Origin of the sequence: Nocardia sp. NPDC058640 (assembly GCF_042716995.1) — a bacterium.
Taxonomy (GTDB): domain Bacteria; phylum Actinomycetota; class Actinomycetes; order Mycobacteriales; family Mycobacteriaceae; genus Nocardia.
Genome location: NZ_JBHXRG010000014.1, coordinates 67,482 through 86,626 on the forward strand (window position 1 = coordinate 67,482; position 19,145 = coordinate 86,626).

General features: G+C 65.3%; 17 protein-coding genes and 1 pseudogene. 4 read left to right on the forward strand and 14 right to left on the reverse strand.

The window, feature by feature from the left end; translation table 11 throughout:
* Window positions 1-23: 23 nt before the first annotated feature.
* On the reverse strand, window positions 24-1,286 hold the full coding sequence (locus ACFWU5_RS17300; protein ID WP_379267905.1) for a benzoate/H(+) symporter BenE family transporter: 1,263 nt from the start codon (window positions 1,284-1,286) through the stop codon (window positions 24-26).
* Window positions 1,287-1,454: 168 nt separating this feature from the next.
* Between ACFWU5_RS17300 and ACFWU5_RS17305 the strand changes: the two genes are divergently transcribed.
* Window positions 1,455-2,261: a sulfurtransferase gene (locus ACFWU5_RS17305; protein ID WP_379267934.1), complete on the forward strand. Its 807-nt coding sequence runs from the start codon at window positions 1,455-1,457 to the stop codon at window positions 2,259-2,261.
* Window positions 2,262-2,723: 462 nt separating this feature from the next.
* Here ACFWU5_RS17305 and ACFWU5_RS17310 read toward each other — a convergent pair whose 3' ends face one another.
* The 7 genes from ACFWU5_RS17310 to ACFWU5_RS17340 all read right to left on the reverse strand — a co-directional run bounded on the left by ACFWU5_RS17310 (window position 2,724) and on the right by ACFWU5_RS17340 (window position 8,556).
* The gene (locus ACFWU5_RS17310; protein WP_379267906.1) at window positions 2,724-3,401 is read right to left on the reverse strand and encodes a type 1 glutamine amidotransferase domain-containing protein; all 678 of its coding nucleotides are present in this window, start codon (window positions 3,399-3,401) and stop codon (window positions 2,724-2,726) included.
* Between the two features lie 195 nt (window positions 3,402-3,596).
* Entirely contained in the window at window positions 3,597-4,511 is a 915-nt protein-coding gene (locus ACFWU5_RS17315) for a LysR family transcriptional regulator (RefSeq protein ID WP_379267907.1), read from the reverse strand.
* A 220-nt stretch (window positions 4,512-4,731) separates the two neighbouring features.
* On the reverse strand, window positions 4,732-5,472 hold the full coding sequence (locus ACFWU5_RS17320; RefSeq protein ID WP_379267908.1) for an HAD family hydrolase: 741 nt from the start codon (window positions 5,470-5,472) through the stop codon (window positions 4,732-4,734).
* Entirely contained in the window at window positions 5,469-6,008 is a 540-nt protein-coding gene (locus tag ACFWU5_RS17325; protein ID WP_379267909.1) for a type 1 glutamine amidotransferase domain-containing protein, read from the reverse strand. The genes ACFWU5_RS17320 and ACFWU5_RS17325 overlap by 4 nt, the downstream gene beginning before the upstream one ends.
* Before the next feature lie 37 nt (window positions 6,009-6,045).
* Complete coding sequence (locus tag ACFWU5_RS17330; protein WP_379267910.1) at window positions 6,046-6,801, reverse strand: cupin domain-containing protein; 756 nt, start codon at window positions 6,799-6,801, stop codon at window positions 6,046-6,048.
* On the reverse strand, window positions 6,798-7,484 hold the full coding sequence (locus ACFWU5_RS17335; protein ID WP_379267911.1) for a type 1 glutamine amidotransferase domain-containing protein: 687 nt from the start codon (window positions 7,482-7,484) through the stop codon (window positions 6,798-6,800). Before ACFWU5_RS17335 ends, ACFWU5_RS17330 begins: the two co-directional genes overlap by 4 nt.
* Window positions 7,485-7,566: 82 nt before the next feature.
* On the reverse strand, window positions 7,567-8,556 hold the full coding sequence (locus ACFWU5_RS17340) for a hypothetical protein (protein WP_379267912.1): 990 nt from the start codon (window positions 8,554-8,556) through the stop codon (window positions 7,567-7,569).
* A gap of 302 nt (window positions 8,557-8,858) precedes the next feature.
* Here ACFWU5_RS17340 and ACFWU5_RS17345 point away from each other — a divergent pair.
* Window positions 8,859-9,392 (forward strand): annotated as a pseudogene (locus ACFWU5_RS17345) (sulfurtransferase); the annotation flags it as partial.
* Between the two features lie 7 nt (window positions 9,393-9,399).
* On the opposite strand, the gene ACFWU5_RS17350 reads toward ACFWU5_RS17345, so the two are convergent.
* Window positions 9,400-10,086, reverse strand: a complete 687-nt coding sequence (locus tag ACFWU5_RS17350; RefSeq protein WP_379246502.1) for an HNH endonuclease family protein — start codon at window positions 10,084-10,086, stop codon at window positions 9,400-9,402.
* Window positions 10,087-10,153: 67 nt separating this feature from the next.
* Window positions 10,154-10,516 (reverse strand): hypothetical protein, encoded by a 363-nt coding sequence (locus tag ACFWU5_RS17355; protein ID WP_379246504.1) that lies wholly within the window; start codon window positions 10,514-10,516, stop codon window positions 10,154-10,156.
* Window positions 10,517-10,687: 171 nt separating this feature from the next.
* On the opposite strand from ACFWU5_RS17355, the gene ACFWU5_RS17360 reads away from it, so the two are divergent.
* Both ACFWU5_RS17360 and ACFWU5_RS17365 read left to right on the forward strand, forming a co-directional pair.
* Window positions 10,688-13,555, forward strand: coding sequence for a DEAD/DEAH box helicase (locus tag ACFWU5_RS17360; protein ID WP_379267935.1), 2,868 nt, complete (start codon window positions 10,688-10,690; stop codon window positions 13,553-13,555).
* Complete coding sequence (locus tag ACFWU5_RS17365) at window positions 13,555-14,304, forward strand: SWIM zinc finger family protein (protein WP_379246508.1); 750 nt, start codon at window positions 13,555-13,557, stop codon at window positions 14,302-14,304. The genes ACFWU5_RS17360 and ACFWU5_RS17365 overlap by 1 nt, the downstream gene beginning before the upstream one ends.
* A gap of 6 nt (window positions 14,305-14,310) precedes the next feature.
* Here the strand turns inward: ACFWU5_RS17365 and ACFWU5_RS17370 are convergent, their stop codons facing one another.
* Genes ACFWU5_RS17370 through icmF form a run of 4 tightly spaced genes read right to left on the reverse strand, consistent with a single transcriptional unit; the run spans window position 14,311 to window position 19,129 of the window.
* Window positions 14,311-14,718 carry a DUF3224 domain-containing protein gene (locus ACFWU5_RS17370; RefSeq protein WP_379246510.1) on the reverse strand — a complete coding sequence of 136 codons (408 nt, stop codon included), beginning with the start codon at window positions 14,716-14,718 and terminating at the stop codon, window positions 14,311-14,313.
* A 44-nt stretch (window positions 14,719-14,762) separates the two neighbouring features.
* Window positions 14,763-15,737 (reverse strand): amidohydrolase family protein, encoded by a 975-nt coding sequence (locus tag ACFWU5_RS17375; RefSeq protein WP_379267913.1) that lies wholly within the window; start codon window positions 15,735-15,737, stop codon window positions 14,763-14,765.
* Window positions 15,737-15,871 carry a hypothetical protein gene (locus ACFWU5_RS17380; protein WP_379267914.1) on the reverse strand — a complete coding sequence of 45 codons (135 nt, stop codon included), beginning with the start codon at window positions 15,869-15,871 and terminating at the stop codon, window positions 15,737-15,739. The genes ACFWU5_RS17375 and ACFWU5_RS17380 overlap by 1 nt, the downstream gene beginning before the upstream one ends.
* 33 nt (window positions 15,872-15,904) lie before the next feature.
* Window positions 15,905-19,129, reverse strand: coding sequence for a fused isobutyryl-CoA mutase/GTPase IcmF (gene icmF / locus ACFWU5_RS17385; protein ID WP_379267915.1), 3,225 nt, complete (start codon window positions 19,127-19,129; stop codon window positions 15,905-15,907).
* Window positions 19,130-19,145: the final 16 nt, after the last annotated feature.

Genomic DNA, 19,145 nt, shown 5'->3' on the forward strand with positions numbered 1-19,145 from the left:
GGGGGGCTGGCACGCGTTGTGCTTCACCGGCCCTTCTCCGCAGTGTTGATCGGGTCGATCACCTTGTCGTCCGGAGTCGGATGGCCAGGTGTCGGTGGGAGGACGCGGCGGACGACCAGGCCTGCGATCAGAGCCCAGAAGGCACCGCCGATGCCGAAGAGGGTGGTGCCTGCGGCGGCTACGAGGAAGGTGACCAGGGCGGCCATGCGGTGGGTGGGGTCGGTGAGAGCGCCGGTCAGGGCCGCGGCGAGGGTGGCCAGTAGCGCCAGACCTGCGACGGTTTCGATGGTGCCCGCGGGGGCGGCCGCGATGAGGGTGACCAGGGCGGCGGAAGCCAGACCCAGGATCAGGTAGGCGGCACCCGCGGTGGCTGCGGCGATCCAGCGACGTTTCGGGTCGGGGCTGGCGGTGGGGGCGGCGGCCAGGGCGGCGCTGATGGCGGCGAGGTTGATCGCGTGCCCGCCCGCTGCCGCGCCCACGATGGTGCCGACGCCAGTGACAAGCATGGCTGGGCGCCAAGGGATCTGGAAGTCGAACGAGCGCATCACCGCCACGCCAGGGATGTTCTGCGAGGCCATGGTGACGATGTAGAGCGGGATGGCGATGCCGATGATGGCTTGCCAATGCCATTGGGGCACAGTCAATTCGACCGTGGGGACCATGGCGGACAGATCCAAGTACTTGCTGTTGACGGCGATATCGATCCCGGTGCCGACAGCTGCGGTCGCGAAGGCGACGAGCACCGCCCATTTGGGTGCGAATCGTTGCAGCACCAGCCACACCAGGATCACCGGAACGACCACCGCCGGCGAGGTGCGCAGTGCCTGAACCGGAGCCAGACAGAGCGGGAGCAGCACGCCCGCCAACATCGCCTGCGCGATCGGCACGGGAATCGCGGCGACCAGCGAACCGAGCCGCTGCCACAGCCCGGTGATCACGATCAGCACGCCGGTCACCGCGAAGGCCGCGACCGCACCGGGCCAACCACCCGCGACCAGTCCGGTGCTGGCGAGCAGGGCGGCACCGGGCGTCGACCAGGCCAGCGTGATCGGGATCCGGTACCGGAAACTCAGCAGCAGAATGCCGATGCCCTGCGTGAAACACAGCACCAGCAACCCCGACGCGGCCTGCGCGGGGGTTGCGCCGACCGCGCGTAAACCGCTCAGCACCACCGCGAACGAACTCGTGAAGCCGACCAGTGCGGTGATCGCGCCCGCGCCCAGCGGCTGCGCGATGCCCGCCGGTTTGTCGGCGACAGCGGGGGAGGGGGTGGAGACCTGCGACATTATGTCGATATTGCCGCACGCGAGGGTGGTCGTCGCCTGCCAGTCGCGCGAAAGTGGACTGATCGGTGGGGGTGCTGAACGGTCCAGTTATCGCACTGGCGGCGCGTAGGGTGTCGGGAACGGTTTCGCAGGTGGGGCAGGCTGGGAGGATGGGTAGTGGGCGAGGTGTTGATTTCTTCGGCGCAGCTGCGAGAAGAGCTGGTGGACAACGATATTCACCTGCTCGATGTGCGGTGGGCGCTGGGTGACCCCAACGGTCCCCAGCACTATCTCGACGGCCACATTCCGGGCGCGGTGTTCGTCGACCTGGAAACCGAGCTGGCCGCCGCGCCCTCGCCCGCTCGTGGCAGGCACCCACTGCCCGACCCCGGCACCTTCGAGAAGTGTGCGCGCAGTTGGGGATTGGCTGAAGGACAGCCCGTGGTGGTGTACGACGCGACCGGCGGCATGGCCGCGGCACGAGCATGGTGGCTGTTGCGATGGGCGGGCGTGGAGAACGTCCGCATCCTCGACGGCGGCCTTCCCAGCTGGATCGCGAAGGGTGGCGAACTCGCGACCGGCGCCGAACCGGACCCGGTGGGTGGCGACCTGGTGGTGCGTCCCGGTGGCCTGCCGGTGATCGACGCGGACGCCGCCGCGAAATGGTCGGGCGTGCTGCTGGATGCGCGGGCCGGGGAGCGGTACCGCGGCGAGGTCGAGCCGATCGACCCGCGTCCCGGACACATCCCCGGCGCCGTCAGCGCACCGACCGCCGAAAACCTCGACAGCACAGGGCATTTCCGCAGCGCCGAAGAACTGCGTGATCGGTTCGCGGGATTCGGCGAAGGCCCGGTCGCGGTGTATTGCGGCTCCGGCGTCACCGCCGCCCATCAAATCGCTGCCCTGGCTGTCGCAGGCATCGATGCCGCCCTCTATCCGGGTTCGTATTCGCAGTGGTCGAACGATGCCAAGCGGCCGGTCGCGACCGGAGATTAGTCGCCGCCTGGATATCACGCTTTGTCGAGATCCATTGCGAGCGGGTGACTCTGGATCGGGGGGGCGTATCCGGTGCTATTCGGTGATGATGGCGACGACATCATCGACATGCGAAGTCGCTTGATCGACGCGACATGTCCGGTGCCCTTGCATTTCGCCGAGCGCAGGCTTCGTCGAGAACTCCTCTCGCGGATGCCGATGCTCGGCGGGTGCAGAGCCGGGGGATCGGCTGTACACAACCAACGGAGCCGCATCGGCATAATCCACCGCCGGTGCGGAGTCCTACAGGACGTTTCAGCTTGCCGCGGACAACAGCGTGTCATCCGCAGCAAGCTGAAACTCCGTCGGCCAGGAATCCCTCATTCGTCGAGGGGTTCGGCAGGTCGGTCTATCGGCGTCGGTGGCGCCGCGGACCCAAATAACGTGGTGCTGAATCTGAGCTGGTTAGGGCGTTGTGTGCGGTCAGCGATTTGCGAGCACCTTGACGATGGCTTCGCCGAGGCTGGTGGCCGAAGCAGGGTTCTGCCCGGTGACCAGACGACCGTCAACGATGACGTTGTCGGTGAAGTTCGGTGCCGGGTGGTGGACGGCACCGAGGTCGTTGAGGGCCGTTTCGAGTAGCACCGGAACGACGTCGGTGAGACCGACCGCGGCCTCTTCCTCGTTTGTGAAGCTGGTGACGTTCTTTCCGGCGACGAGGTAGCTGCCGTCGGAGAGAGTGATGTCGAGCAGGCCCGCAGGGCCGTGGCAGACCGCTGCGACTACGCCGCCGTTGTCATAGACCCGTGCCGAGAACTGGGCCAGGGCCTTGTTGCCGGGGAAGTCGAACACGGTGCCGTGGCCGCCGATGTAGACGACGGCGTCGTAGTCGGCCGGGTCGTAGTCGGTGACGGTGCTGGTGTTGGCGAGTTGCTGAGCGATATGCGGGTTGCTCAGGAACGCTTCTTGGTCGGCATCGGAGACGTCACGACCGTCCTGCGGCGGAACTCCACCCTTGACCGAGGCCAGGTCCACGAGGTAGTCGGCCTCGGTGAGAACCTTCCAGGGGTGTGCGGCCTCGTTGACGTAGAAGCCGGTCTTGCGGATTCCGCCGAGGTCGTCGTGGCTGGTCAGGATGAACAGAACGCGTCCGTTGCTCATGTGTTGTGATCCCCTTGATATCGGTGGCTCCCGTTGGCCACGGCATCATTCGCGGCCGAGATGAAGTACGGGGTGTAGCCGAAATCGACTGTATCGGTGAACCTTCGGTGAGGCCGATCAGTTTGTTTATGCCCTCGATCGATCCATCGTCACCCCCCCAAAGGCGCGTAGCGGCCCTATCGATTGCAGCCGCCGTCACGGTGTTATGGCAGCTTGATGCCTCTTGACTGCCTCGACGATCGTGGCGGCAACGGCTCGTAGCCGAGACTTTCTGCTCAGTTCCGCTGTTCGACCCGCCAGAAACAACGTGTTGATCGGTGGGACATCGGGGTCATGGATACGGACCAAAGTGCCAGCAGTTACCTCGCTAGAAACGAGGTAACTGGGCAAAACGCTCATACCCATTCCATGTATCACTGCTGACTTCACAGCGAACAAGTTGGGTAATACCGCGGCTACGCGCAGGTCGGGTTGTTGGTCGAATACCGTCGTCCAATATCGGCGCACCAGCGGCAACGTGCGGCTGAATGTGACAACCGGCAGCTGCCGGATAACGTCCAGGCCGGGCGACTGTGGAGCGATCAGGGGCGCTCCGACGAGCCAGAATTCCTCGTCGGCGATGGGCCAGGCGGTGACACCGGGTTCGCGCGGCCGGATGGTGGACACGACCAAATCCAGATGACCGATGGCCAGGTCGGCGATGAGGTCGTCGGCCAGACCGAAGGCCATTTCAATGCGGGGGAAGGCCTCAGTGTCGAGCCCGGTCAGCGCTGGGATCAGGCAGCCGGCAGTGAATTCGGGCGGTCCACCGAGGTGGATCGTCCGCATCGACGGGGAGTCGGTGAACTCGTCGAGGAAGAACCGGTCGATATGGTCGAGATGATCACCGAACGCGATGGTCATCTCGTGGGCGTATGCGGTGGGCGTGACTCCGGCCGCGCCTCGTTCGAACAGTTCACGGCCCAATTGCCGTTCCAGTGTCCCGATATGGTTGGTGACAGTGGGTTGAGTGATGTCGAGGAGCTTGGCGGTACCGGTGAACGTTCCTGTTCGATAGACCGCAAGGAACGTCCGTAGAAGGTCCAGAGAAGGGGGTTTGTCCACTGCCATGTCCCTCATTCTGGCCGCCAGCGTCGCCGCGGCTCACGACGGCTGTCTCAGTGCTGGCCGTTGAACGGCCCGTCACGGCACGAGGTGTGCCCAATGAGCGGGGAACTCCTAGGTCGGCGCTGCAACTGGCGTGTTCCAACTACCTCGGAAGGTCCCCGCACCATTGGGGCTACATCAGGAAAATGGCACAGGCCACCGGTCGATCAAGCCGGGCAGGCGCTCATAGTCCGTCCAGTTCGTGAAGGTCGATCGAGTCGATTTCTTGTGCGGCCGCGACTGCGTCGTGTTCGGGTGAGGTCCATCCCCAGCGTGCCCAGCGACTGGGTATTCCAGCTGATCGAACCCGAGCGACATTGGTCAGGTTGTCGTCGATGAATACCGCCTCCGCGAAGGCGACGCCGCGCCCCAGGCTCAGGCAGCGCGCTGCCATGCCCTTGTCACTCACATCCCCAACGACACCGGCCACGTGCTTGTCCAATCCGAAGTGCTCGAGGATCTCGATGCTGGACTCGGCGTCCTTTGCAGTGATAACGAACACGTCACCGGAGTACCGCTGCAGGACCTCGGCAACACCATCGAAGATGGTGTGTGTGTCTAACCATTGCTGCCGTTGACCGGTGCGCCAACGGTGGCGCAACGCCGTCGCCGCCGTGGTGAAAGCCTGCCGATCGGTCTCGGGCTGGGTTGCTTTGAGTGCGTCGAAGTCTGACTGGCGCCGGACCGGGTAGTCGGAGTCAGCCTTGGCGACGAAGAAGTCATCGAGTGTGCGAGCGAAGGGACGCAACTGATGAAAGCGCGCGCGAAACACTTCGGGGACCGCCGAGAACTGCTGTGCCAGCGGTACATCGGATTCACTTGGTCTGTCGGCGAACCAGGTGACCGCGAGGCATTCCTCGACGGAGTCGGCGATGACGCCGTCGAAGTCCAACAGCAAGAGTCGCGACCCGCGGTCGCCGGTCACGCGGCAGCCAGTTTGTTGGCGGTCTCGAACACCGTGCGCATGAACTCACCGACATAGGCGTAGTAGGAGCAGGTGATGATGTTGCCGTCGACGATGACGCTGGCATCGACCACGTCGGCACCTGCATTGATCACGTCGTCGCGCAGCCCGATGTAGGCGCATGCCTTACGGTCCTTCAGCACGCCGGCACTGACCATGATCCAGGGGCCGTGGCACAGACCTGCTACGACTTTGCCTGCTTTGTCCATCTCGGCGACAAATCCGGTGGCGCGCTTGTCTTGGCGAACGCGGTCGGGGGCTTCGTGGCCTCCGGTGAGCAGCACAACGTCGTACTCGTCGACGTCGAGATCGTCGAAGGACACGAGCGGACCGGCGGTCTTGTCCATAGGTAGCGGTGTCCCGTACTTGCCATCGACTGGACGACCGTCCTTGGTCGCGATGTCGACATCCCAGCCTTCTTCACGACAGCGGTACCAGGTGTAGATGACGTCGTGGTCCTGGAAGCCCTGGGCGGTGATGATATCGGCGCGTGACATGTTGATTCCCTTTCGAAGGTGTGAAATGCAGGGCTAGCTACTGTGCTGAGATAGCCAAGTAGGTCTGGTCGGTGAAAACCGGGGTCTTCACGCCAGGCTGAGCCGACAGAACGGGGTGGCCGCTGATGAAGGCCTCGTAACCGGTGGGGACGTAGAACAGCTCAGCTGGACGCGGGGTGTAGAAGATGTCCATGCCGGTGCGCAGCGTGAACTCGAACATCCCAGCAGTGCTGGTACGACGCAGGTGGGTGTGTGGGACCTGCCGGACCGGCTTGAGTTTCGATTCACCCGCCGAGGTGACCGATGACTCGTACGTGGTCTTGGACCGGTCGTAGCGATCGCCGAGGCGGATCAGGTCGAACTTGTTGCGGGGATGTTCCACCTCGATGAGGTGTAGCTCCGAGGAGGTCGACCGGGTGCGGTGGAAGGCGCCGGGCCCGATGGTCATCACGGTCCCAGCGGTCACGTCGAACGAGCCAGACAACGTCTCGAATTTGGCGGTGCCAGCCAGGCATAGCAATTGGGTGGTTTTGCGCAGGTGGGCGTGCATCGAGGTCTCGGCGCCGTTGCGGATACACAGGTGCCACAGGTCGAAGACAGGGTCGGCGTAGACGCGTGATTCGTGGCCCCAGGGTTTGACCACGACCTGGGACAGGTCGTCGTTGGCCGATTCGTGCTGGATCGGGGTCTCGTCAGTAACCAGGTCGCGAATGGCGGCGAAGTCGGCGGCTTTGGCAGTGATGGTGATGTGGCTGGGTTCGACCCGTTCGTCGGCCGTAATGGTGGTGGTCATCGTGCGGTCCTTTCCAAAATGACAGGCTGAGTGGTCAGGGTTGTGCAGAGTTCGGGAAGCGACGCAGGGTTCTGCGCGGTAACCAGTCCTCGGTCGACCACGACGTGGGAGTGGCCGTCCGGGGCCGCGCTGTAGCGGGCGCCGGATTCTGTCAGTGCTTGCTGCAGCGAGAAGGGCAATAGGTCCATCACGCCGCGGCTGACCTCCTCGGCGTCGGAGAACCCGGTGACATGCCGGTTCGCGGTGAAAGCGGTGCCCAGGCTGTCGGCTAGGCCGACGAATGCCGCAGGTCCATGGCAGATCGCGGCGATGCGGGTCTTGCGGATCAGCGCGTGGCGGATCAATTGGTGCAGGTCGTCCTTGTACGGGAAGTCCCACATGCAGCCCAGACCGCCGACGAAGTAGATGAGGTCGTAGTGGTGGTCCAGTCGTGACTTCACCGTCGATGTCGGGACAGCCATGTTTTCGCTGAAGCCGTGGATGAACGCCGCGACAGAGTCGGTGATCTGGCCTTTGAGAACACCATTCGCCGGGCCGCCGAGAAGCGATGCAAAGGAGATGTTATAACCGATCTTTTTCAATTCGGACCAAACGCTCGCCGCTTCCCTGATATCGAATCCTGTCGCCTTCGGGAACCCGCGGACTTGCTCAACATTTGTGACGACGAATAGTGCTTCAGGCATGACAATTCCCCCTGCAAGAGTGGCATCGTATTTCGTTTGACGGGGACGCAACAGTTGAGTGACGTGCCGCGTTCGGCTTTGGTTACCGGTGGGTCGACATTTCGGTCGGCGCGCCAATGGGTTGAGTACGTTCAGGTGGCCTGGGTACAGAGGTCCTGGTCGGAATTAGAGTCGCGGTCATCAACGCGACAATTGTTCGGTAGCCAACCCAGGCGACAATCACGACGTTGATCCCGGCGCCGACCCAGACAAGCGCCCACCATCCCGACTGTGGAGCGGCAACGACCGCTGCGGCGAGGACTAGTGCCGAGAACGGCATGGCCAACGCCCACCAGGACAGCCCGAACGGGCACGAAGCCAGGGACCTGAGGCGCACCAACCGGCTTACGAACACGAACACCGCCGCACCGAGACTGACATCAACGAGCGGGTTCTCCGGGGACAGAACGGCGAGGTCGACGCAGACCACCGATGGCACGGCGAGATGGATGGTGGTTGTCGGAATCAGCGGCGCAGCAACTGGATTCAGCGACGATGCCGTCTTGAAATAGACCTGAGCGAGCCCGGCTGCAGCGAACCCGAGGGCCGTCCAGCTCCATACAACCCCGATATGAGTGTGAGCAGTGATAGGGATCATCAGTACCGCGATCCACGGAATCAGCTGAACGGGAACCGCGCCGGGCAAGTCGCTGCCGGTGTTCGCGATCATCGCCGCGATCGCGGCCGGGACTGCCAGTGCGACCCCGAGAGCTGTCAGTAGAACACCGGCTGTATGCCACTGCGCGAAAACCTCGGCGGCAAGCAAGACCGTCACCGCCGGTTGGGCGTAGAACGATACCGTCGCCGGGCTTCGAATATCGCCCGAAACCTCGCTCGGATAGACGAAAGAACGAATTATCTGAAATAATGCAACGACCGAAAGTATCATCAGCGAGATGGCCGACAATGTGACCGAAACCGGGCGAAGAACTTCCCAAGACTCAAGTAAAACTAGAGCTAGCCCCTGAATGCCCATCGCTGGCCCGAATAACGGAACCGGCAGCGCGGAAAGATCAATTTTGTTATCGGTCACAATTCCCCCTGAGTATATTCCACTCCGATCGAGTGTCCCGTTTGCCTGTGTCCCCCTCAAGACCCACCACGACTGTAACTGACTGATGTGACGTTCACCGGCCGAGCTTTTACCCACCGACGAATGGCCCCGATAAGGATTGTTATTTGTCGGCAGATGTAGATTTTGGTAGATCGAACACGGACACGCTGGACCGGCTCTACCTGCGGAAATGTCCTCGGCCCCCGGGTACCTGGTTGGTGAATGCAGTGCCGATTGATGCGTGATCGCGTGAATAGTGTCCTATCCCACTCCGCGTCACCGGCCTGCGAACGGCAACCGCTCCGAACCAGCTGCGATGGTGGGCGGGCGTGGAGAACGTCCGCATCCTCGACGGCGGCCTTCCCAGCTGGATCGCGAAGGGTGGCGAACTCGCGACCGGCGCCGAACCGGACCCGGTGGGTGGCGACCTGGTGGTGCGTCCCGGTGGCCTGCCGGTGATCGACGCGGACGCCGCCGCGAAATGGTCGGGCGTGCTGCTGGACGCGCGGGCCGGGGAGCGGTACCGCGGCGAGGTCGAGCCGATCGACCCGCGTCCCGGACACATCCCCGGCGCCGTCAGCGCACCGACCGCCGAAAACCTCGACAGCACAGGGCATTTCCGCAGCGCCGAAGAACTGCGTGATCGGTTCGCGGGATTCGGCGAAGGCCCGGTCGCGGTGTATTGCGGCTCCGGCGTCACCGCCGCCCATCAAATCGCTGCCCTGGCTGTCGCAGGCATCGACGCCGCCCTCTATCCGGGTTCGTATTCGCAGTGGTCGAACGACCCCAAACGGGCGGTGGCAACCGGGGCATAGCGGGCACTCACGGGCAGCCGCGGGCGATCTCGTGCAGGGTCGCGTTGTCGGCGGCCGTGATAGGTAAGTCGTAGTCGACGGCGACGGTGAGGTACTTGGCCGCGTAGAAGCAGTGGTTGGGGCGGGCGGGCGGCAACCATTCGGAGGGGGTGTCGTCGCCTTTGGATTGGTTGGTGCTGCCGCTGGTGGCCAGCAGATTCACCGAGAGGTCGTTGGCGAGGCGGCGGCGTTTGTCGGGCGTCCAGGTGGCGGCGCCCATGTCCCAGGCGGCAGCCAGGGGGTAGACGTGGTCGATCTGGATGCGGCCCGCGTCGGATTTGGTGAAGGGGATCTCGGTTCCCGTGTACGGGTCGGCCAGGATTCCCTCGACGACCACGCAGCGCCCGCGATGCACCACGTCTCGCAGCTGCATCGCCAGGACGTTGTTGCGGGTGTCGCAACCGTCATGACCGCCTGGGGCGTCGGAATCGTCGGACCAAGCAGGCCCGAACACGCATCCCTGGCCCGGTTTGCACCCTCGTTCGTAGCCGCCTGGCCGGGGGCGTGAGGCGACCACGCGAACCTTGTCGAGCAGCGCGGTCACCTCGACGCGCGTGGGACTACCCGGCGCCGGCGTCACCGGCTCGTCGGCGCGCAGCACCCCGCAACCGGCAAGCGCGAGCACCGCGACCAGCAACAACGCGAGTTTCCCCATACCCGTAGGTGTAGTCGCCGGCACCGACAAGTTCCGCCGGAGATCAAGGTAGGGGCGGTGAGCAGCCCTACAACCAGGCGCGCGCCAGCAGATCGTCGGCCTCCACGTCCGCGGTGCGGGGCGGGAAGCGGGTGGCGGCGATCGAGGACACGTGCGTGCCGTCGTGGCCGATCAGCCAGGACCCGCCGCGGTCTTCGCACTCGGCGATCTTCGCGAACACGGTGAGCAGGAAGGTGATGGATTCTCGGGGATCGATGGTGTTGGCCAGGCGCTGGGATTCGCCGGGCCGCGCGGAATCCAGCCACACGCCGGCTTGGCCGTCCAGGCGCATACCGAGGACCTTGGTGGTGTCGATGAAGGTGAATTTGCGTCGCTCCCACGGGGTCGTGGGTGTGTAGCTCTGCTCGAGAACCTGGAGCAGAATCGTCATGCTGTCCTCCGTGCGAAGACGAGGGTGTCATCGGCCGTATGGAGTTGTCGCCGGTGGGTGTCCCGGCCCGTGACCAGGGGATATTCAAGTATGTTCCGGCTGCGCGCAGAAATCTAGGGGCAATCAAGGGGCCTGAGCGACTTGTCGGTGGCACCTGCTTGGATGGTGTTCATGCTGCACGGTCTGTGGTCCCCCGAATCGGGCCTGCTGCTGTGGCATGACGGGGACCCGGTCGCGGTGGGGTCGGCGCTGGGCGACATCTTGGATCGCGCCAGGTTCCGGCACCGCGCCCAGGTGCTGGTTGTCGATGCCGCGGGGCAGTCCGGCACCGCCGAGGTTCGCGCGCACGCGCTCGCGCCACCGACGGCGGCCGTTGTGCTGCGCAGTCGGCTCCCGCGCGACCACATCTCCGGCGATCTGCGGTTCCTGGCGCACGTCGCGCGGGGGATCGAACGGTGGGTGCGCGCGGGGCGGGTGGTGCCGCAGATCGAGCGGGCCGACGGGCAGTGGTGGGTGCGCTGGCGGCTTGTGGGCGGGCAACGTCAGCGGGCGTGGCTGGCCGAACTGGCCACCGCGATGCCGCCCGCGCTACGAGTCGCGGGTTCGCCCGCCGCCGTGCTCGAGGACCTGTGCACCCATCTCACCGACCCGATCGCGCGCGAATACCTCGCGCACCGCACCCTGACCCACCCGCTGCTGTCCGCGCTGGTCGGTGACACCCCGCTCGACGAGGGCTCCTACCGGCTGTCGGAAACGTTGACGCAGTGGCGCGAAGGCTATGCCGCCGACGAGCCAGAACTCGTGCTGCGCCTGTGCGAACCCGACGGCGAGTTCGGCGCCGTCGACGAATCGGTGGCGCTGTGGCGGTTGCAGGTGTGCTTGCGCCCCGTCGACGACGCACCCAAACCCGTTGCGTTCGACGATGATCCGGTCCTGGTGCGCACGGCGGCGGAAAAGCTGGGCCAGGCGCGAAAAGCTTATCCGCGACTGCGTGACCTGCCCACCGACCCGCGCGGTCTCGACCTGCTACTGCCCACCGAAGTGGTGGCCGACCTGGTCGCGCATGGCGCACATGCGTTGCAGGAGGCGGGAATTCGCCTGTTGCTGCCGCGTGCGTGGAATATCGCCGAGCCGAGTATGCGGTTGCGGGTGAGCAGCCCGGCCGCCGCGGAGTCCACCGTCGGTTTGAGTGGATTGCTGTCCTACCGTTGGGAATTGGCGCTGGGTGACCTGGTGCTCACGCAGGCCGAGATGGAACGGCTGATCAGCAGCAAGTCCGATCTGGTGCAGTTGCGCGGTGAGTGGGTGCAGGCCGACCATCGCGCGCTGGCCGCGGCTGCCCGCTACGTCGCCCAGCACGCCGACGACAGTCCGATCACCCTGGCCGACATGATCGGTGAACTCGCCGCCGAGCGGGTCGACAATGTGCCGGTCACCGAGGTCACGGCCGACGGGTGGGCGGCCGAACTGTTCGCCAGGGACATCGAAGCAGAGCCGGTCCCGGTGCCGGTCGGGCTGAAAGCCCAGTTGCGGCCGTATCAGGAACGCGGTCTGAGCTGGTTGGCCACGATGAGCAGGCTGAACTGCGGCGCGATCCTGGCCGACGATATGGGCCTGGGAAAGACTGTTCAGGTGCTGGCGCTGCTCGTGCACGAGCGTGAAGCGGCGCCGCCGACGAGTGAGGCGCTGCTGACAGCATCCAGCGGGGAGGCGGTCGCCGACACTGAATCGGTGGCCGACTCCCGTGTCGGTCCCACCCTGCTCGTCTGCCCGATGTCGGTGGTCGGTAACTGGCAGCGCGAAACCCAACGCTTCGCCCCCGACCTGCGCGTACTCGTCCATCACGGACCGAACCGCCTCACCGGCGCGGAATTCGCTGCCGCGGTGGCGGATTCGGATCTGGTGATCACCACCTACGCGTTGCTCGCCCGCGACATCACCCTGCTGAACGAGCAACTGTGGGAACGCATCGTCCTCGACGAAGCCCAACACATCAAGAACGCGGTGACCCGACAGGCCCGCGCGGCCAGGGCGCTGAAGGCCCGACATCGGTTGGCGCTCACCGGAACTCCGGTGGAGAACCGCCTGGAAGAACTGCGCGCCCTGTTCGACTTCGCCATGCCCAAACTGCTCGGCAGCCCGCAATCGTTCCGCGCCAAGTTCGCGGTGCCGATCGAACGCGAACGCGACCAGCAAGCGATCGACCGACTGCGCCTGATCACCGACCCGTTCGTGCTGCGCAGGCTCAAAACCGATCCGACCGTCATCAGCGACCTGCCCGAAAAACTGGAGATGACGGTGCGGGCCAACCTCACCGTCGAACAGGCAGCGCTGTACCAGGCTGTCGTGGACGACATGCTCGAGAAACTCAAAGACGCGAAAGGCATGGCCCGCAAGGGCGCGGTGCTCGGCGCGCTGACCCGGCTCAAACAGGTCTGCAATCACCCCGCCCACTACCTCGGCGACGGTTCGCCGATCCTGCGCCGCGGCGGTCACCGCTCCGGCAAACTCGCCCTGGTCGAGGACGTGCTCGATTCGGTCGTCGCCGACGGCGAGAAAGCCTTGCTGTTCACCCAGTTCCGCGAATTCGGCGACCTGATCCTGCCGTATCTCACCGAACGTTTCGGCACCCCGATCCCCTTCCTGCACGGCGGGGTCAGCAAGCAGCGCCGCGACGACATGGTCACCGGTTTCCAGGGCGACAACGGCCCGCCGCTGATGCTGCTGTCGCTCAAAGCGGGCGGCACCGGCCTCAACCTCACCGCCGCCAATCACGTGATCCACCTGGACCGCTGGTGGAATCCCGCCGTGGAGAACCAGGCCACCGACCGCGCGTTCCGCATCGGTCAGCAGCGCGCGGTGCAGGTCCGCAAGCTGGTGTGCGTGGACACCATCGAGGAGCGGATCGACGAAATGATCAACGGCAAAAAGGCGTTGGCGGATCTGGCCGTGGGCGCGGGGGAGAACTGGATCACCGAGCTGAGCACCGACGAACTGCGCGAGTTGTTCACCCTGGGCGCGGAGGCGGTGGGCGACTGATGGCCGATTTCAGCCAGTTCGGTCCGCGCAAGCCGGTGCGCGGCGGTGCGCAGGCGCGCGGCGGATTCGGTCGGACCTGGTGGGGCAAGGCGCTGCTGGACTCGGTGGAGCAGGTGGCCGACGCGGGCAGACTTTCGCGCGGGCGCACCTATGCCAGGGCCGGGCAGGTGGTGAACTACCGGATCGAACGCGGCGCGGTGACCGCGGAGGTGCAGGGCAGTCAACCCAGCCCGTTCACCTCGGTGCTGGCGATCCGGCCCCTGCGCGACGACGAGATCGAACTGCTGCTCGCCCAGATCCGCGAAGCGCCCGGCATGCTCGCCGAAATCGCCTCCGGCGCACTACCTCCGGCGCTGGGCCCGCACCTGCTGCCGACCACCGCCTCGGAACTGGACTTCACCTGCAGTTGCCCGGACATGGGCTGGCCGTGCAAGCACGTCGCCGCGGTCTGCTACCTGCTCGCCGAACGCCTCGACGAACAGCCCAGCGATATCCTCACCCTGCGCGGACTCGACCTGGACACGCTCATCGGCGGCGTCGAGAAGTCCGCGCACACCACCGATTCCGATGACCCCTACGGCGACGAACTCGTCCTGCCCGACCTGCCGCGCATCGAATTCCATGCCGTCATCGAGGATCTCGACCCGATCCCGCTCCGCCGTGCGCTACGGATGTCCGCCGAAGACGAGCAGACCGCGGCAACCGGTCTACGCGAATTGCGCTCGCTGTACACCGAATTCGACAGTTGACCCGGCTCAGCCCAGTTCGTATTCGAACCAAATATGGTGCACCCCTTCCGGATCCACGTTCAGCGCGCCGGTGCCGGTGAGCCCGGCCAGTTCGCCGGTACCACTACCCGGCACGATATGGAAGAACTCGGCCGTGCGATCAGTGCCCCCGGTGGTGGCCGAGTGGACGAAGTTGAACGCGCCCGACTTCCCGTTGAGCGCCCCCTCGAACGACTCCATCGCGAAATAGGTGCCCGCCCCGGTACTCATATCGAACGCGGCGGTGAACAGGGTGGCCGACACCCCCTCGATCTCGCCCGCGAAGGACTTGGTCATGGTCGAGACGCCCACCGGCATCCCGGTGACGATGGGCGGCTGCGGCGTCAGATCGGTGGGATCGAACGCGGTGACTTCGAATGTGCCGATTGCTTTCATGCGCCGATGCTAAACCCGCCCACCGACAAAAACCGGCGACCCACTCAGTCCGCGGCCTCGATCCGATAGACGCGGGCCGCGTTGCCGCCGAACACCTTCCGCAGATCGTCGCGATCGGCGCCTGCGTCACTCAACCCGGTCGCCACGGCCTCCACCGCTCCGCCCAGGCTGGTGATCGGCTTGTCGATCGGAAAGTTGGATCCCCAGATCAGCCGGTCGGCGCCGAACACCGCCAGCGCGTGCGCCAGCAGCGGACCCACCCGCGAGATCAGTTCGGGCACCGGCGTCACCATGCCGCGCGGCGGCACCGGATGGCCCAGCACCGGCATCATCAGCCCGCTGACCTTGGCCACCACGTTCGGTTGCGCGGCCAGATCGGTGAGATCGTCGCGCCACCGATGGAACAACACCTCGCGCTGCCTGGCGGTGTGTCCAGTGTCCTTGCCGACCGGGCCGAAGATCCCGGCCGGGGTCCCGAGATGGTCGAGCACGATCGGCACCTCGGGGAACCGCTCGGCAAGCGCGGTCACCTCGGGCAGCTGGCCCGAATACACCCACGCGTCGTACGAGAGTCCCCGCTGCGCGAGCTGCCCGAAACCGTTCAGGAAAGCAGGCGAGGTGAGCACGCCGTCATGGGCGGCGAACGACTTCACGCCCCGGTCGGGATGGTGCGCGACCATGCTCCTGATGCCGTGCAACAGCGGCGACGCGGACTGATGCGCATCCAATACCGCCCCGAAGTCGGCAGCGGACGGGTCGGCTGAGCCGACGATCCCGGCCAGCGCGGGGGTGTCCACACCGAACGGCAGGCTCGCCACCCACCGCGTCTCGTCGGGCTGCCAGCCTGCCCATTGCACCTCGATGTGCACCACCGATTCCACCGGCGAACCGCCGCGGTCCGTGCGGTAATCCGCCGGCAGATAGGGGTGCAGATAGGCGGTCGGATCGCCGACGAATTCACGGTCCGCGCGCGGGGCCAGCTTCGACGCGATATCCACCGGTAAAGGCAGATAGCGCATCAGGCGCGCCAGCTTGCTGAACTCGTGCCGTGCGGGTCCCACTGGTGCATATGGGCGTCGATGATGTCGAAATCGGTCAGATCCATGCTGTGCGTCCCGTCGCCGCCGCTGGCATTACTCCCGGCGATTGTCACACGCGCACAGCATCGACGGTCGGATTACGCCGCTCACACCGTGCGCCGATATTGCCCGCCCACCGCGAAGAACGCATCGGTGACCTGCTGCAAGGTGCACACCCGTGCCGCGTCCATGAGCACATCGAAGATATTGCCGTCGGTATGGGCGACCTCGGTCAGGCGGGCCAGTGCTGCGTGCGATTGTTCGGCGTGCTCGGTCTGGAAACTGTGCAGGCGATCCAGTTGCGAGCGGCGTTCGGTTTCGGTGCCGCGGGCCAATTCCAGCGGGGCGTGCTCGGTGGCGTCCTCGCGGCCACGGAAGGTGTTCACGCCCACGATCGGCAGCGAGCCGTCGTGTTTGCGCTGCTCATAGCGCATGGACTCGTCCTGGATGCGACCACGCTGATAGCCGGTCTCCATCGCGCCAAGCACCCCGCCGCGTTCGCTGATCCGCTCGAATTCCAGCAGCACCGCCTCTTCGACCAGATCGGTCAGTTCGTCGATGATGAAACTGCCCTGCAGCGGATTCTCGTTCACCGCCAGACCCCATTCCTTGGCGATGATCAACTGAATCGCCAGCGCGCGACGCACCGAATCCTCGGTCGGGGTGGTCACCGCTTCGTCGAAAGCGTTGGTGTGCAGGCTGTTGCAATTGTCGTAGACCGCGATCAGCGCCTGCAGGGTGGTGCGAATGTCGTTGAACTGCATTTCCTGGGCGTGCAGCGAACGGCCCGAGGTCTGCACGTGGTACTTGAGTTTCTGGGCCCGTTCGCCCGCACCATAGCGGTCGCGCATCGCGATCGCCCAGATCCGTCGAGCCACCCGGCCGATCACCGTGTATTCGGGATCCATCCCATTGGAGAAGAAGAACGACAGGTTGGGGGCGAAATCGTCGATCGCCAGACCGCGCGCGAGATAGGTTTCCACATAGGTGAAGCCATTGGACAGTGTGAACGCGAGCTGACTGATCGGGTTCGCACCCGCTTCGGCGATGTGATATCCCGAAATCGAGACCGAATAGAAATTGCGGACATCGTTGCGCACGAACCATTCCTGCACATCGGCCATCATCCGCAGACTGAACTCGGTGGAGAACAGACAGGTGTTCTGGCCCTGATCCTCCTTGAGAATGTCGGCCTGGACGGTGCCACGCACGGTCGACAGGGTGTGCGCGCGGATCCCGGCGGCCTCCTCGGGTGTCGCGGCACGGCCTTCGGAATCCGAGAAACGTTGCAGTGCTTGGTCGATCGCGGTGTTGAGGAAGAACGCGAGAATGGTAGGTGCCGGGCCGTTGATGGTCATGGAGACCGAGGTGGTCGGGGCGCCGAGGTCGAAACCGTCGAACAGGGTGCGCATGTCGTCGATGGTGGCCACCGACACGCCCGAGGTGCCGACCTTGCCGTAGATGTCGGGTCGTGGTGCTGGATCGTGGCCGTAGAGGGTCACGGAGTCGAAGGCGGTGGACAGGCGGGTGGCTTCGGCATGGGCGGACAGGACTTTGAAGCGGCGGTTGGTGCGGGCCGGGTCGCCCTCGCCGGCGAACATGCGGGCCGGGTCCTCGTTCTCGCGTTTGAAGGGGAAAACGCCTGCGGTGAACGGGAATCGGCCGGGCAGGTTCTCCGCGCGCAGGAAGCGCAGGAGTTCGCCGTCGTCGGTGTAGCGGGGGAGGGCCACGCGGGGAATGCTTGTGCCGGACAGGGATTCGCGGCGGAGGACCGTGCGTAGTTCGCGGTCGCGGATCCGGACCACCTGTTCGTCGCCGCGGTAACTTTCGGCGACGGTGGGCCATTCGGCCAGTGCCGCGGTCGAAGCCGGGGACAGGGTGGGGCGCGCCTGGGTGAGCAGGTCGGCGACGGCGGTGTCGTCCGGTAGCTCTTCGTGCACCAGGGTCAGTCTCTGAATGCGTTGGGCCGCAGCGACTTGGCGTGCCGTGTCCGCGTGATAGCCGCGAACCGTGTCGGCGATATCGGCCAGGTAGCGAACCCTGGCGGGCGGCACGAGTTGGGCGAACCGGGTGGAGACCTTCGTATCCACTCGCGGCAGCACGCCCGGCTCCAAGGTCAGACCGTGCTCGGTGAGCAGGCCGGTCAGGTGCTGGTACAGCGCAGTGACGCCGTCGTCGTCGAAAGTGGCTGCGCTGGTACCGAACACGGGCATATCAGCGGGACTGGCACCGAATTCCGCACGGTTGCGGATCAATTGGCGGGCAACATCGCGCGCCGCATCGGCCGCACCACGGCGCTCGTACTTGTTGATCGCGACCACATCGGCGTAATCGAGCATGTCGATCTTCTCGAGCTGCGAGGCGGCGCCGAACTCCGGCGTCATCACATACAGCGCCACATCGACGTGGTCGACGATGCCCGCGTCACCCTGGCCGATGCCGGGCGTCTCGAGAATCGCCAGGTCGAAGCCCGCGGCCTGGCAAGCGGCGATCATGGTGTCGATGTCGTCGGGCAGTTCGTGATTGCCGCGCGTGGCCAGCGATCGGAAGTAGACGTGGTCGCCGTCCAGTGCGTTCATTCGAATGCGGTCGCCGAGCAGTGCGCCGCCCGCGCGTCGGCGGGTCGGGTCCACCGCGAGGACGGCGATGCGCAGCTTGTCCTGCTGGTCGGTACGCAGCCTGCGCACCAATTCGTCAGTGAGAGAAGACTTTCCGGAGCCACCTGTGCCGGTGATGCCCAGTACCGGCACCTGCCGCTTGTTCGCCGCCGCCAGGATCGCGGAACGGTCTGCTTCGGGCAGTGCGCCCTGCTGCAGGCAGGTGATGGTGCGCGCCAACGCATTTCGATCGCCGGTGTAGAGGGCGTCGAGATCGGGGGCGTTGCGGGTGGGGTCGACATCGCACAGCTGGATCAGCTCGTTGATCATTCCGGGCAGGCCGAGGCGCTGACCGTCCTCGGGCGAGAAGATCCGCACCCCGCTCGCCGCCAGGCGCTCGATCTCCTCGGCGACGATCACCCCACCGCCCCCGCCGAAGATCCGCACGTCACCCGCGCCCGCCTCGCGCAACGACTGCGCCAGATATTCGAAGAACTCCAGGTGCCCGCCCTGATACGAGCTGACCGCCACCCCCTGCACGTCCTCCTCGATCACCGCGTCGACGATCTCGCGCACCGACCGGTTGTGCCCGAGATGGATCACCTCCGCACCCTGCGCCTGCAGGATCCTTCGCATGATGTTGATCGCCGCGTCGTGCCCGTCGAACAGGGCCGCCGAGGTCACGAACCGCACGGGATTCGCAGGAACATGCAGGCTCACGACTGCCTCCGCCATTTAGTAGATAGCCCGA